16 protein-coding genes are annotated in these 13,360 nt (G+C 64.8%); 10 read left to right on the top strand and 6 right to left on the bottom strand.

What is annotated here, in order from left to right; genetic code table 11:
• Positions 1 to 2: 2 nt before the first annotated feature.
• On the bottom strand, positions 3 to 812 hold the full coding sequence (locus tag CS1BSM3_RS01035) for an aspartate dehydrogenase (RefSeq protein ID WP_072385105.1): 810 nt from the start codon (positions 810 to 812) through the stop codon (positions 3 to 5).
• Between the two features lie 161 nt (positions 813 to 973).
• Here CS1BSM3_RS01035 and CS1BSM3_RS01030 point away from each other — a divergent pair, with 161 nt between their 5' ends.
• Positions 974 to 1,849, top strand: coding sequence for an NAD(P)-dependent oxidoreductase (locus tag CS1BSM3_RS01030; RefSeq protein WP_072385104.1), 876 nt, complete (start codon positions 974 to 976; stop codon positions 1,847 to 1,849).
• A gap of 242 nt (positions 1,850 to 2,091) precedes the next feature.
• On the top strand, positions 2,092 to 2,583 hold the full coding sequence (locus CS1BSM3_RS01025; protein ID WP_072385103.1) for a hypothetical protein: 492 nt from the start codon (positions 2,092 to 2,094) through the stop codon (positions 2,581 to 2,583).
• A gap of 51 nt (positions 2,584 to 2,634) precedes the next feature.
• On the opposite strand, the gene CS1BSM3_RS01020 is transcribed toward CS1BSM3_RS01025, so the two are convergent.
• From CS1BSM3_RS01020 to CS1BSM3_RS01005, 4 genes are all read right to left on the bottom strand, one after another.
• Positions 2,635 to 3,594 carry an AEC family transporter gene (locus CS1BSM3_RS01020; RefSeq protein ID WP_072385102.1) on the bottom strand — a complete coding sequence of 320 codons (960 nt, stop codon included), beginning with the start codon at positions 3,592 to 3,594 and terminating at the stop codon, positions 2,635 to 2,637.
• A 213-nt stretch (positions 3,595 to 3,807) separates the two neighbouring features.
• On the bottom strand, positions 3,808 to 6,015 hold the full coding sequence (gene glyS, locus CS1BSM3_RS01015; RefSeq protein ID WP_072385101.1) for a glycine--tRNA ligase subunit beta: 2,208 nt from the start codon (positions 6,013 to 6,015) through the stop codon (positions 3,808 to 3,810).
• Between the two features lie 14 nt (positions 6,016 to 6,029).
• Entirely contained in the window at positions 6,030 to 6,389 is a 360-nt protein-coding gene (locus CS1BSM3_RS01010) for a hypothetical protein (RefSeq protein ID WP_072385100.1), read from the bottom strand.
• Positions 6,386 to 7,357, bottom strand: a complete 972-nt coding sequence (locus CS1BSM3_RS01005) for a glycine--tRNA ligase subunit alpha (protein ID WP_083528126.1) — start codon at positions 7,355 to 7,357, stop codon at positions 6,386 to 6,388. Before CS1BSM3_RS01005 ends, CS1BSM3_RS01010 begins: the two co-directional genes overlap by 4 nt.
• A gap of 134 nt (positions 7,358 to 7,491) precedes the next feature.
• On the opposite strand from CS1BSM3_RS01005, the gene CS1BSM3_RS01000 reads away from it, so the two are divergent.
• The gene (locus CS1BSM3_RS01000) at positions 7,492 to 7,860 is read left to right on the top strand and encodes a hypothetical protein (RefSeq protein ID WP_072385099.1); all 369 of its coding nucleotides are present in this window, start codon (positions 7,492 to 7,494) and stop codon (positions 7,858 to 7,860) included.
• A 14-nt stretch (positions 7,861 to 7,874) separates the two neighbouring features.
• On the opposite strand, the gene bamE is transcribed toward CS1BSM3_RS01000, so the two are convergent.
• Positions 7,875 to 8,363, bottom strand: a complete 489-nt coding sequence (gene bamE, locus CS1BSM3_RS00995; protein WP_072385098.1) for an outer membrane protein assembly factor BamE — start codon at positions 8,361 to 8,363, stop codon at positions 7,875 to 7,877.
• Positions 8,364 to 8,866: 503 nt separating this feature from the next.
• Between bamE and CS1BSM3_RS00990 the strand changes: the two genes are divergently transcribed.
• The 7 genes from CS1BSM3_RS00990 (at position 8,867) to infA (ending at position 13,323) form a co-directional block, all read left to right on the top strand.
• Positions 8,867 to 9,358, top strand: a complete 492-nt coding sequence (locus CS1BSM3_RS00990; RefSeq protein ID WP_174263591.1) for a ubiquinol-cytochrome C chaperone family protein — start codon at positions 8,867 to 8,869, stop codon at positions 9,356 to 9,358.
• On the top strand, positions 9,355 to 9,876 hold the full coding sequence (locus CS1BSM3_RS00985; protein ID WP_083528124.1) for a YceD family protein: 522 nt from the start codon (positions 9,355 to 9,357) through the stop codon (positions 9,874 to 9,876). The genes CS1BSM3_RS00990 and CS1BSM3_RS00985 overlap by 4 nt, the downstream gene beginning before the upstream one ends.
• A gap of 127 nt (positions 9,877 to 10,003) precedes the next feature.
• Complete coding sequence (locus tag CS1BSM3_RS00980; RefSeq protein ID WP_244540395.1) at positions 10,004 to 10,861, top strand: S49 family peptidase; 858 nt, start codon at positions 10,004 to 10,006, stop codon at positions 10,859 to 10,861.
• A gap of 33 nt (positions 10,862 to 10,894) precedes the next feature.
• Complete coding sequence (locus tag CS1BSM3_RS00975) at positions 10,895 to 11,110, top strand: hypothetical protein (protein WP_072385096.1); 216 nt, start codon at positions 10,895 to 10,897, stop codon at positions 11,108 to 11,110.
• Between the two features lie 338 nt (positions 11,111 to 11,448).
• Positions 11,449 to 12,429, top strand: coding sequence for a ribose-phosphate pyrophosphokinase (locus CS1BSM3_RS00970; RefSeq protein WP_072385095.1), 981 nt, complete (start codon positions 11,449 to 11,451; stop codon positions 12,427 to 12,429).
• A 271-nt stretch (positions 12,430 to 12,700) separates the two neighbouring features.
• Positions 12,701 to 12,907 carry a cold-shock protein gene (locus CS1BSM3_RS00965; RefSeq protein ID WP_072385094.1) on the top strand — a complete coding sequence of 69 codons (207 nt, stop codon included), beginning with the start codon at positions 12,701 to 12,703 and terminating at the stop codon, positions 12,905 to 12,907.
• Positions 12,908 to 13,041: 134 nt separating this feature from the next.
• Positions 13,042 to 13,323: a translation initiation factor IF-1 gene (gene infA / locus CS1BSM3_RS00960; protein ID WP_072385093.1), complete on the top strand. Its 282-nt coding sequence runs from the start codon at positions 13,042 to 13,044 to the stop codon at positions 13,321 to 13,323.
• The last annotated feature ends 37 nt before the right edge of the window (positions 13,324 to 13,360 follow it).

Genomic DNA, 13,360 nt, shown 5'->3' with positions numbered 1-13,360 from the left:
GGTTAAGTCCCGACCGTCAGCGGCGCCGTGAAGCGCTGCAGCGTCGCGATCACGCTGTTGGCGACCGTGAGGCCGGTCCGCGGGTTCTCCGGCGAGGGGATGTTCGCGATTGTCATGGTCGCACTGCCTGAATCCGAGCTGATCGTCACCGTGTGCGTATTGCGATCGACACCCGGGTCCGCCCAAACTTCGACCTGCGTCTCGTCCGGGCCGACGCCCGCGAGCCCGAGCGCTGCCGCAACGTTGACGTTGGCGGGGAAGGCCTTTGCCGCCGCACGCGCGCTGCCGCGGAAGACGCAGAGCGGTGCCGTCAGGTTGTCGACGTTGATATTGTTCTCGACGAGATGGGGGGCGCCCGCGAGGCCGTTCGGCGGCTTCCGCGTCTCGAGGCGCACCTCGTGGACTTTGCCGACGGCCATCGCGCGCACCGTGTCGAGGCCGAGCAGCGCGCCCGTCGGCACGACGATACGCGCGCCGGTCGCCTTGGCCTTCTCGACGAGGTCCATGTTGGCGATCAGCGCGCCGACCGACAGCGGCAGGAACCAGCGCCCGCGCGCGATCGCCGCCTCCGCCACCTCGCGGAAATGCGCGGCCGGCACGCACTCGATGATGATGTCGGCACGCTCGGCGAGCTCAGCGAGCGGCACCACCGCCGGCGGCGATTTGAGCTCGGCGACGCGCGCCCGGCCCCGCGCCACGTCCTTCGCGCTGACGGCCGAGAGCGTGATGCCCGGCACGGCCCCCGCATCGACGGCGCGCGCCACCTTGAGCCCGATGGCGCCGAGGCCGGCAATCGCGAGTGTGTAGGCCATGGCGGCTCCCTCTCCGTATCCATGCGTTTTCATCCGGCCTCGGAGGACCGAAAGATCCGCGTTTTGCTTATGCCTCCCTATCATATCTCGCGCCAGCCGTTGCCGATACGCCCGCAGTTCGCTATGCCGCCATTGGATAATTCTCAGGAGGAGTGCTCATCATGGGCGAAACAATTGGCTGGATCGGCGTCGGCAGCATCGGGCATCGCATGGCGAAGCACCTGGCCAAGGCCGGGTACTCACTCGTCGTCGCCGATGCCGGCAGCACCGCGCGCGCGCCCGAAGGCAGCAAGATCGCCAAGTCGAACGCCGAAGTTGCCGCGAGCGCCGAGACCATCATCCTCTCGCTGCCCGACGGGAAGATCAGCGTCCTCGTCGCCAAGGAAATTGCTGCTGCGCCGAACCGCAAAGCCAAGACGGTGATCGATACTTCGACCATCGGCATCGGTGCTGCCGAGGAAGCCGCGGCCATCCTCGCTGCCGTGGGCGTCACGTACATCGACGCGCCGGTTTCGGGCGGCATTGCAGGCGCAGACAAGGCGACGCTCTCGGTCATGCTGGCCTGCCCGGAAGAGCACTACGAGCGCTTCAAGCCGCTCATGGCGCACATGGGCAAGCCCTTCCATATCGGCCCAAGGGCGGGGCAGGGGCAGGCCGTGAAGCTGCTCAACAACTTCCTCTCGGCGGCGGCGCAATCCGCGAGCTGCGAGGCCATTGCCTTCGGCGTCAAGCAGGGCATCCCCATGGCCAAGATCCTCGAGGTGGTGAACGTCTCGACGGGCCGCAATACGGCGACGGACGACAAGTCCCCCCGCCGCATCATCAACGAGGCCTACGATGCCGGGTTCACGGCAGCGCTGCAGGCGAAGGACGTCAGCCTCTACCTCGAGAATGCGCGGAAGAGCGGAATCTCCGACGAGGTCGCGACCGCCGTGTTGGACGTTTGGAAGAAGTTCGAGAAGGATTGGCCGGGCGCCGACATCACGCACATGTACCCCTACACGCGCGATGGTCGCGTGCCGCCCAAGAAGGGCTGATACACCTTTAGGGTGTTAACGGAATTAATAGTCTCACGAGGGCTTGCCTGGCAAAATCCGGGCGGGCCCTCGTTGCTTTTGGAGTTGCGTAAAATCACGATATTTCAATGAATTAGCGGCTAGGCGTCGTGGTCGCCATCCGATCGTCATACGTTTTAATCATGTATTAAAAAACGTAAGTAATCCTCGAATAAGACATGCAAAAATAGCTGCAAATTAGCTCCACGACTGGAGTTCAGCGGATGCTTGAAACTGGCCTTGTCCTCGGGATGACCGCGACGCACCTCGGCGTGCCGCTCACGGACCTCGTGGCGTGGGGGCTGGTGCTAGCCTTCCTCGCAGCGCCGGTGGTGCCGCTCGACGACATCCGGCGCCAGCGCCTGATCAAGACTGCCCGGCAGAATTCTGAGATCGCTGGCGTGAAGCCCCTTCCTGCGGCGGCGCCCCGTCAGTTGGACGAAGTGGGCGAGCGCAAGCCCGTGATGCCGGCCGCAAGGCGCCTGACGGCCACTGAACAGTGGCAGGCCGTCTCGCGCCTCGTTAGTGTCGGCGCCGAACGCGCCATGGCGGTCGCGCGCGATCAGCAGGCCATCCGCCGCGAGCTCGACTCGCTCGACTTCACCCTCGAGAACCTGCGTCGCGAGCTGGCTGCCGTGATGACGCTGCCGGTCGTGCAGAGTGCCGAGCTCGTGCCCATGCGTGTCGCCAGCCGGCCGCGCGCGCTCGCTGCGTAAGTCGCTGCGCGAGCGAGGGCCAAGGCCCCACTCGCGCCGAAGGCGCGAATTCTAGACCCGCACCGGCAGACCCAACCCTTGCAGGATCACCAGCATGGCCGTGACCGTGAGCACGGCGATGACGGTCGTCACGGCGACGGCCGCCGAGACCGAGCCGACCGCGCGCTCGTAGCGTGCCGCGAACACGAAGGCGTTCGCGCCGACGGGCATGCTGGAGAATACCGCGAGCGCGCCTGCCCAGACTGGCGTCAGCCCCACGACGAACATCCCGAGCCATAGAACGACGGCCGGAAAGGCGACGAGCTTCAGCACGGTGATGAGCAGGAGCGTCGGCGTCTGGCCTTTGATCTCATAGCGCGCGAGCGTCATGCCGAGGGCCGTGAGCGAGACGGGGATTGCGGCGCCCGCCAGCAGCGTGATGAGCTTGTCGACGACGCCCGGCAGCGCGAGGCCGCTCCATCGCCAGAGCGTGCCGATGATGACGGCGGCGATGATCGGATTGCGCACGAGATGGAGCACCGTGCGTGCGACCTGCATGAGCGATCCGCCGCCGAAACCGCGCAGCGCCAGCTCCATGTGCAGCGTGCCGAGCATCCAGAGCAGGATCGAGTCGCACGTAACGAGGATCGCGACGGGCGTTGCGGCTTCCGGCCCGAAGGCCGAAAGGATGAGCGGAATGCCGAGCATGAGCCCATTGCCGAACGTGGTCGCGAAGGCAATGGCTGGCGCATCGGCAGCGGGACGGCGGAGCAGGATGAGTGTCGCGAGCGTGGCCGTGAGCCAGACGAGGAGGACGGCCGTCGCATACGTGCCCGCGAGCAGCCAAGGAGACTGTGCGGGCGGCGCCATGGTCGCCATGGCGCGAAAGAGCAGCGCCGGGATGAGGATCTTGTAGGCGAACTCGCTCAGCAGCGGGCCGGCGGCTTCGGGCACGTACCGGATGCGCGCGGCGCCCCAGCCGATGGCGATGAGCCCGAAAACCGGAGCGACGAGCGTGATGATCGCGAGCATATGGATGGGCTCGATTTGGGCTGGAAGCTTTGCTTTTTCGGGAACGACTTCCGGTTCGCCAACGCGGTCCCTCCCCCCTTGTGGGGGAGGTTAGGAGGGGGGGATTGCAGAACGCCGGCGGTAGGGATTCCCCCCACCCCTAACCCCTCCCCACAAGGGGGAGGGGGATTTCCGGCGCGAGTGCGGAGAGCGCATCGACAACCCCACGGCTAGCTATCCCGCGATCTTGGAGAAGTCGGCGACGCCGAGCGTGGCCGCGCGGATCTGCGAGAGCAGATGGAGGCGGTTCTTGCGCAGCGCGGGATCGTCGGCGTTGACGGTCACCTGATCGAAGAAGTCATCGACAGGTTTGCGCAACTCGGCGAGCGCGTTCATGGCGCCGGTGAAATTCTCGACGTTGATCGCGGCGACGGTGTCCTGCTTGACTTCCTCGATGGCGGCGGCGAGCGCGACTTCGGCTTTCTCCTTGAGCAGCTTGAGGTCGTAGTCGCCAGTGTAGCTCGCTTTGTCCTTCTTCTCCTCGATCGAGAGGATGTTGGACGCGCGCTTCACGCCGATGAGCAGGTTCGCGCCGTCGTCGGTCTTGAGGAACTGGTCGAGCGCCTCGACGCGCTTCACGATGAGCGCAAGGTCGTCCTGCCCGCCGAGTGCGAACACGGCGTCGATCAGATCATGTCGCGCGCCTTTTTCGCGCAGGTGCACCTTCAGGCGATCGGCGAAGAAGGAGAGGAGGTCGCTAGTGATCCCATCCAGTAGCCCAGGCATCTTGGGATTCACTTCGATTGATTCGCCGCGCTTAGCCGCAGCCTTGATCCTCTTGAGCTCCGCTTCGTCCTCAGCTCTTGCTACTGGATCATTCGCGCGGGCCAATAGTTGCTCAATATTCCTACGCCCAAGCGCGCGTTCCATTGAGCCAATTACCTTGCTCAGCGGCAACCGCAAATCATTCTCCAGCACGATGCGGATCACGCCGAGGGCGGCGCGGCGGAGCTGGTAGGGATCACCCGATCCTGTCGGCTTCTCGCCGATGGCCCAGAAGCCGACGAGCGTGTCGAGCTTGTCAGCAAGCGCCACCGCGATCGCTGTCGCATCGCCCTCCGAGGCGAGCGGCACCGCGTCGGATGGGCCTTTGGGCTTGTAGTGAAGCTCGATGGCGCGCGCGATCTCGGGCTTCGTGCCCGCCTTCTCCGCGTAGTACCGTCCCATGAGGCCCTGCAACTCGGGGAACTCGCCGACCATCCCCGAGACGAGATCGGCCTTGCAGAGCTGAGCGCCGCGCCGCGCGTCCTCGGGCACGGCATCGACGGCGCCGGCAATCTGGAAGGCCAGCTCGGCAATGCGCTCGACGCGATCCTTCTGGCTGCCGAGCTTCTCGTGGAAGGTGATGCCTTCGAGCGCCGTCGCCATCTCGTCGAGCGGGCGCTTCAGGTCCTGCTCCCAGAAGAAGCGGGCGTCGCTCAGCCGCGCGCGAATGACCTTCTCGTTGCCTTCGACGATCTGCTTGCCGCCGTCCGTCGCAATGAGGTTCGAGACCGCGAGAAAGCGGTTCGCCAGCTTGCCCGTCTTCGGATCGCGCAGCGAAAAGCACTTCTGATGCGCCTTCATGGACGTGATGAGGCACTCGGCCGGCACTTCGAGGAAGGCTTCGTCGAAGTGGCCCATGAGCACGGTCGGCCATTCGGTCAGGCCGGCGTTCTCGGCGAGGAGCGCATCGTCCGCGACCAGCTCGAGCTTGTGCTTTTTGGCGAGCGCCTCGGCCTGCTCGCGGATCATCTCCGCGCGCTCGGGCGCGGGCAGCAGAACCTTCGCTTCCCTGAGCTTCGTGCCGTAGTCCTCGAAGCTCGTGACGGCGAAGGGCTCATTGCCGTGGAAGCGATGCCCCCGCGTCATGTTCGAGGCTTCGACACCGGCCCAGGCAAAGGGCACGACCTTGCCGCCGAGAAGGCAGAGAATGCCGTGCAGCGGCCGCACCCATGTCTCGGGGCGGCTGCCCCAGCGCTGGGACTTCGGCCAGGGGAACTTGTCGAGCACGGCCGGCACGACCTCGGCGATGATCTCGGCTGCCGCGCGGCCCGGCTTCTCGATTTTGGCGATGTAGTAGTCGCCCTTCTTGGGATCACTGACGACGGTCGCCTCGCCGATCGAGGCAATGCCCGCCGACTTGAGAAAGCCCGCAAGCGCCGCCTCGGGCGCGCCGACGCGCGGACCTTTGCGCTCCTCCGAGATGGCGGGCGAGCGCGCGGCCACGCCTTCCACGACCAGCGTCAGGCGCCGCGGCGTCGAGAAGCTCATGGCATTGCCGGTGGCAAGGCCCGTCGCCTTGAGGCCTTCGAGCACGAGGCGCTTCAGATCCTCGGCTGCACGCGTCTGCATACGCGCGGGGATCTCTTCGGAGAATAGCTCAAGCAGCAATTCTGACATGGCTTAGGGCCGCATTACTTCGGATTGATGCCGAGCTGCACGCCGAGAAGATGCAGCACATAAATGGTCGCGCCGATGATGGCGAGCACCAGGAGCACGCGGATCAGCGGCAGCATTTCCTTCAGCATGTTGCCGATGACATAGCTGACGAACCAGCCGAGCGCGCCGCCGCCGATCAGTCCGGCAAAACCGGCGCCCAGACCGCCCGCGTAGAAGCCGAACCAGGCGCCCATCACCGCAAGGCTCAAGATGCCGAGCATGCTCACCGTCGAGAACACGCGCATCCAGAGCGGTGCATTCTTCGCGGCGGTATTCCGCGGCTGCTTGGCCTTGGCCTCCTTGCGGGCGGCCTGTCGCGCCTTGATCGTTCTCATGCGCCGCCTCCCACTGTCTGCAGCCACGCGGCGCAGCACGCCTTGGCCAGCTCGCGCACGCGCAGGATATAGCTCTGGCGCTCGGTCACCGAGATCACGCCGCGCGCATCGAGCAGATTGAAGATGTGCGAGGCCTTGATGCACTGGTCGTAGGCCGGGAGCGCCATGAGATGGCGCCGGCCGCTCGGGCCATCGACCCAACCCTTTTCGAGCAGGGACTGGCACTCGCCCTCGGCATCCTTGAAGTGACGCAGCAGCAGCTCGGTATCCGCATACTCGAAGTTGAAGCGCGAATACTCCTGCTCGGACTGCAGGAAGATGTCGCCGTACGTGAGCTTGCGCGCGTCCTCGCGGCCGTTGAAGTTGAGATCGTACACGCGATCGACGCCCTGCACGTACATGGCGAGGCGCTCGAGACCGTAGGTGATCTCGCCCGACACGGGATTGCAGTCGAAGCCGCCGACCTGCTGGAAGTAGGTGAACTGCGTCACCTCCATGCCATTGCACCACACCTCCCAGCCGAGGCCCCACGCGCCGAGCGTTGGACTCTCCCAGTCGTCCTCGACAAAGCGGATGTCGTTGACGGACGTGTCGATGCCGATGGCGTCGAGGCTCTTGAGGTACAGGTCCAGGATGTCCGGCGGTGACGGCTTCATGATCACCTGGAACTGGTAGTAGTGCTGCATCCGGTTCGGGTTCTCGCCATAGCGCCCGTCCTTCGGGCGCCGCGAGGGCTGCACGTAGGCCGCGTTCCACGGCTTCGGCCCGAGCGCACGCAGGGTCGTTGCGGGATGGAACGTGCCGGCGCCCACTTCCATGTCATAGGGCTGGAGGACGACGCAGCCTTGCGCGCCCCAGAACTGCTGGAGCGTCAGGATAAGGTCCTGGAACGCATGGCGCGGGTCGAGCGCGCCTGCCGGCGCGGTCGCGGCTTTGGCGGACGACCTTTTCAAAGTCGACTGAGGCATGGCCACGGATTTCGCTAAGTCATGGGTTATCGGTCAGGGCGCACTATACGCATTCCGGGCCGCGCGTCATTAAGCATTCGGCCGGGTGATCAAGGCCACCGCAGCGGGGCCGAGGAAGCGGGGAAAGCCAACTCATGGAAATCGTGAGCTGGATCGTCTGGCTGCTGGCCGCGATCGCCGGCTGGATCTGGTCCATTGCCTGGCTGCTTGTCGGCGGCTGGGTCTCGACGCTGCTGCAGATCCTGGTGATCGTTTTCGTGGTGTTCGCCTTCAAGTACGGCTGGCGGCGCGCACCGTTGGAAATGGGGCTCCGGGCGCGGCCGCTCGGCGGCTGGCTCTGGCGCTGGGCGACGGCACGCGAGCCGCGCTCTGGGAGCGATGCATCAGGGAGCGGCGTGCCTCAGGTGCGCGTCATCCGCGTCAAGGCGCCTGGCGACGTCAATCTCTCGAGCCTGCTCAACGTGCTCATGCTCGCCGGGCTCGGGCTGCTTCGCGTGCTTTGAAGCTGGCCAACCGCTCAGTAGTTGCCGAGCGGGTTGACCGGGCCGAGGCCGCGCAGGATCTGGCCGACGAGACCCTGGTCACGCGCATGGCTCGGCGTCTCGCGCTTCACGTAGTCGAAGATCTTGCCGTCCTTGCGACCGTACTGCGCCACGCGATCGACCGAGCCGGTGGGATTGAAGTAGACCGCGAGCACCTTCCGATCGGTCTCGGTCGGCTTCATGAAGGCCATCTGCTGGGTGGTGCTGGAAATGTAGTAGTAGGCCATGCCGCCCGAGATCGTGGAGGTCGTGTCGGGCGTGCCGAGGGCCAGGCGCACCGCATCCTGGGTCATGCCGGGCTGGACCTGCTGAAGGTCGCTTTCCTGGAACTGATGGCCGTGCCGCATGGTGGTCGGCGAGCAGGCGCCGGTCGATATCGCAATCGCGGCAAACAGCGCGCCGATTACGGGGAGGCGTACGCTCGTGCGTCGGATCGCGTGGCGTGAAACTCGCGTGCCCGTCATTACCAATTGCTCCCCCGAGCTACTTCCCCACCTGCCGGGCATTGCTGGCCGAGCTGCCGAATCGTCCTCGCGCCGCCCTTGACACCCGCCTAAAGCGTCGGACCTTAAATGCGACCCCATGCTTCGGATCGGGCTCGTAGTCGCATTTGAGATCCAAAGACGCTTTAGATTCTAAAGCAACTTTGGACTTGAAATTCGCTCCACGCCCAGCCTCCAGGCCAGGCGAATTTCAAGTCCGTTGCTTTAGCGTCCCCATCCTACACTGGCAATGCCGTGGCGCCACCCAATCCCCGACCGGATTGTCGCCCCCTGGAGACCACAGAGGCAGGACTGGTCAATCCGTCCCAGGTGTGTTCAAACCCCCTCGCAGGCCCGGCCCTGCACCGCTTCGGAGCACCCTGAGCTAGATGTCTTCCGCCCCGTCACGCGCAAGATCGTTCTTTTCGTCCCTGACCCGGCGGGCGCCGCAGCATCGTGCCGGTCTCAGCCTCTACGAGGCAATTGTGGCACAAGCGCGCTCCGAGCCCTTCTACAGGCAGTACGGCGTGCCGGACACCGTGCACGGCCGCTTCGAGATGATCGTGCTGCACGTGGCGCTGGTGCTCTCGCGGCTCGAGCTCGAGGGGGCGGACGGTCAGCCGACGGGACGCGCGATGCTCGAGGCTTTCGTCGCCGACATGGATGATGCCTGCCGCCGGCTCGGCATTGGCGACATGGGCGTGCCGCGCCACGTGAAAAAGGCGACAGCGGCAGTGCTCGAGCGCGGCAATGCCTATCGTGCTGCCATCGCTGGAAGCTCCGAGGCGCTCGATGGCGATGCGCTCGCCGCAGCGCTAGCGGCCGAGGTCTGGCGTAGTGATCCGGCCGAGGTGCCCGGCGCACGCGCCCTTGCGGATTATGTGCGTCGGGCGGTCGCGTCGCTCGAAGTGCAAGATGGCGCGGGCCTTGCTGACGGCAAGGTAAGTTTTCCGAGCGCGGCGCAGGAAGGATCATGACGATGGACACGGTCCTCGACTGGACGCACGAGACACGCGCGATCCCTGAAGCCGGGCTCGACGTGACGCGCGAGGCGACGCCTGACATGCGCGCGGCGCTCGCGGAGGCGCTCGGCATTGATGCCTGCACGCGGCTCGTCGCCCGCTACACGATCAAACCTTTCGAGTCGGGCCGCTTCGAGCTGCATGGCGATGCCGAGATGACGGCAAAGCAGACGTGCGTCGTGACGCTCGATCCGATCGAGCGGATCTATCGCGTGCGTCTCGATGTGGCGTACTGGCCGCCGGAGTTGCTCGGTGATGGCCCGGGCGCGGACATCGATTCGCTCGCCGATGATCCCGAGCCCATCGAGGATGGTCGCCTCGATGTCGGCCGCGTCGTCTACGAGGAGCTGGCGAGCACGGTCGATCCTTTTCCGCGCAGTGATGGTGCCGCTTTCGATTGGAAGGAGGAGCAGACGCCAACGCGCGAAAATCCGTTTGCAGCTCTGGAGAAGCTCAAGCGGCGCGGCGATTAACCCCGTGTTGATATGGGCAGCACCTAGTGTCCCGATCGCGCGGAGCTTGTAAGTCCTTGTCGCAGGACCATATCTAGGGTGATGGTCCGGCAATGGCCGGACCCGACCGACGTTCGAGGTTCTCCTGGTGTTTTCCCTCTTTTCGCGCGCCCCCGTGGTGCCGGTTCTGCGCTTTACCGGCCCGATCGGCATGGTGACGCCATTGCGGCCCGGCCTGTCGCTGGCGAGCACTGCCGGTGCCATCGAGAAGGCCTTCAAAGCCTCGAAGCTGCCGAGCGTGGCCGTGCTGATCAACTCGCCCGGCGGCAGCCCAGTGCAGTCGCATCTCATCTACAAGCGCATCCGCCAGCTCGCCGGCGAGCACGGCAAGCGCGTCTACGTCTTCTGTGAGGACGTCGCGGCCTCGGGCGGCTACTTCCTCGCCATTGCCGGCGATGAAATCTATGCCGATCCTTCATCGATCGTCGGCTCGATCGGTGTCGTCTCGGCGGGTTTCGGCTTCGACAAGGCCATCGAAAAGCTCGGCATCGACCGGCGCGTCTACACGGCGGGCACGTCGAAGGCGATCCTGGACCCCTTCCAGCCCGAGAAGTCTGAGGACATCGCGCGCCTCCGCGCACTCCAGAAGGACATCCACGAAACCTTCATCGGTCTCGTGAAAGAACGGCGCGGCATCCGCCTCTCGGGGACTGAGGACGAGCTTTTCTCCGGCGCCTTCTGGACCGGCTCGAAGGCGCTCGAATTTGGCCTCATCGATGGCATTGCCGACGTCAGGACCCGCATGCGCGAAGTTCACGGCGACAAGGTCCGCCTGCGGGTGATCCCCATGGGTGGCGGCGGCCTGCTCGCCCGCTTCCGCCGTATGCCGGGGTTCGGCATGGGCGGGCCCTCGGACGCCGTTGCCGCGACGTGGAGCTCCGCACTTCCCGCCGAAGTGATTTCCGCGCTCGAAACCCGGGCCTTGTGGTCACGTTTCGGCCTCTAAGTGTGCTAAACTTCCGGCCAGGAGGGCTGGACTATGCCGCAACTCGTAGGATTGATGGTCGTCGGCGCAGGGCTCTATGCGGCCTACAGGGCACTCGGGCGGATCGCGCAGCAGGTTTCCGAGCAGATGGCGCGCGCGGAGGATGAGCTCAGCCGTCGGACGGCCGAGGTGCGCGTCCCGGAGAAGGATCTCGGCGTGCTCGAGTGGGACGAGGCGCAGCAGGTTTATCGTCCCCGGCGCTTGCGCTGATCGCGCACAGTCAGATTACAGCGCGAAGTTGCGGTGCTGACGCGATGCGCGTCGGGCGCGGGAACTGCTTGTAATCTATCAGCAACAAATCTGTCATCGAGCTGTGTGGCGGCGTTTACATGGCCGGGGGCGGCTGCTAAAGCGTCGAACCTCGAATGCGACTTGCGGTTCGAGGTCCGGCTCGAAGTCGCATTTGAGGTCCGAAGACGCTTTAGACTTGATGGCTCTAAAGCAACTTTGGACTTGAAATTCGCTCCCTTCCCCGCCTCGAGGTGAGGCGAATTTCAAGTCCGTTGCTTTAGAAGCCCGTTGCAGCAGCCAGCAAGGAGCATCGGGCCATGCCCCTCGACGCGCGCCAGAACGCCGGCGGTCATGAACCGCCGCGGATCAAGCTCGTTGCCGGCAATTCGAACCACCCTCTCGCTGAATCGATCGCTTCCATTCTCAAGGTACCGCTCGCCCGTGGCGTCGTGAGGCGCTTCGCGGACATGGAGGTGTTCGTCGAGATTCAGGAGAACATGCGCGGCGAGGACGTCTACGTCATCCAATCGACGTCGTTTCCCGCGAACGACAATCTCATGGAGCTGTTGATCCTGGTCGATGCGCTGAAGCGCTCGATGGCACGGCGGATCACGGCGGTAATGCCCTATTTCGGCTATGCGCGGCAGGATCGCAGGCCCGGCCCGCGCACGCCGATCTCGGCGAAGCTCGTCGCCAACCTGATCGAGCGCGCGGGTGTCGACCGCGTCATGACGGTCGATCTCCACGCCGGACAGATCCAGGGCTTCTTCGACATTCCGACGGACAACCTGTTCGCCGCGCCGGTCATGACGCGCGACATCCTCGAGCGTCACGACGTCTCGAAGCTGATGGTCGTGTCGCCGGACGTCGGCGGCGTGGTGCGCGCGCGCGCCTTGGCGAAGCGGATCAACGTGCCGATCGCGATCTGCGACAAGCGGCGCGAGCGGCCCGGCGAGTCCGAGGTCATGAACGTCATCGGTGATGTGCGGGGCAAGTGTTGCCTGCTCGTCGATGACATCGTCGATTCGGGCGGCACGCTCATCAATGCCGCCAATGCACTTCTCGAAGCCGGCGCACTCGAGGTTGTGGCCTATCTGACGCATGGCGTTTTGTCCGGCGGTGCGGTATCGAAGATCACCAATTCACGGATCAGGTCGTTGGTGATCACCGATACGATCCAGCCGACCGAAGCGGTGAAGGCGGCGTCCAATATGCGGGTGCTGTCGCTTGCGCCGCTGCTGGCTGAGGCGATCGGTAGGACGGCCCGTGAAGAAAGCGTGTCGAGCCTCTTTTATTGAGGTCTAAGACAGAGTTGCTGCGGGAAGGCAATAACGGGTCGACGGTAGGGCGTCGGCGCGCGAGTTGTCTAATCACCTGCTTTTGCGCTGCTCACTAACGCGGCATCTTGCCTAATTGGCAGAAAAAGCGCATATACAGCGCGTCGAACTCGCTTTGGTGCTTTCTACACGGCAGCGTTTTCCCGCGCTGAGATCGGTTAACACTCCAATGCGTGCTTTGATGGCCGCGGCAATTCCGCTCGCGGCTCAAGTCATCCTTGGAGAACTACGAATGGCTACCGGCACCGTCAAATGGTTCAACTCTCAGAAGGGCTATGGTTTCATCCAGCCCGACGAGGGTGGGAACGACGTGTTCGTGCACATCTCAGCCGTCGAGCGTGCGGGTCTCAGCAATCTTCGCGAAGGCCAGAAGATTTCCTACGAGATCGAGCGCGGCCGCAACGGTAAGTCGTCTGCCGTCAACCTGCGAGTCGACTGAAGAATACCCCCTCGAGGGGTTTGGGGGCGGGCTCGGCCCGCCCCTTTTTGCTTGGGCCTCGGAAATGGCGCTTGGAGCCGTGCCGCTGCGGGAGTATCTCCCGCTGGGGTGAGGCCGGATGGAAGGAATACCGAATGGCGAAGGAAGAGGTGCTCGAGTTCGAGGGCGTGGTTGCCGAAGTGCTGCCGGATGCGCGCTGCCGCGTACAGCTCGAAAACGGGCATGAGGTGATCGCCTACACCTCGGGACGAATGAAGAAGAACCGCATCCGCATTCTCGCGGGGGATCGCGTCACGGTCGAAATGACGCCTTATGATCTCACCAAGGGGCGCATCAATTTCCGTCACAAGGACACGCGGGCGCCAGCGCCGTCTTCCGCTCCGCGTCGCCCGCAGTTCCGCGGCGGCAAGCGCTGATCGGACCCAGCTCCGGGCGCTGAAGGCTTCGGGCGCG

The sequence above is a fragment of the Hyphomicrobium sp. CS1BSMeth3 genome, from assembly GCF_900117415.1.
Lineage (GTDB): Bacteria > Pseudomonadota > Alphaproteobacteria > Rhizobiales > Hyphomicrobiaceae.
This window is presented reverse-complemented; position numbering and strand designations above follow the sequence as displayed.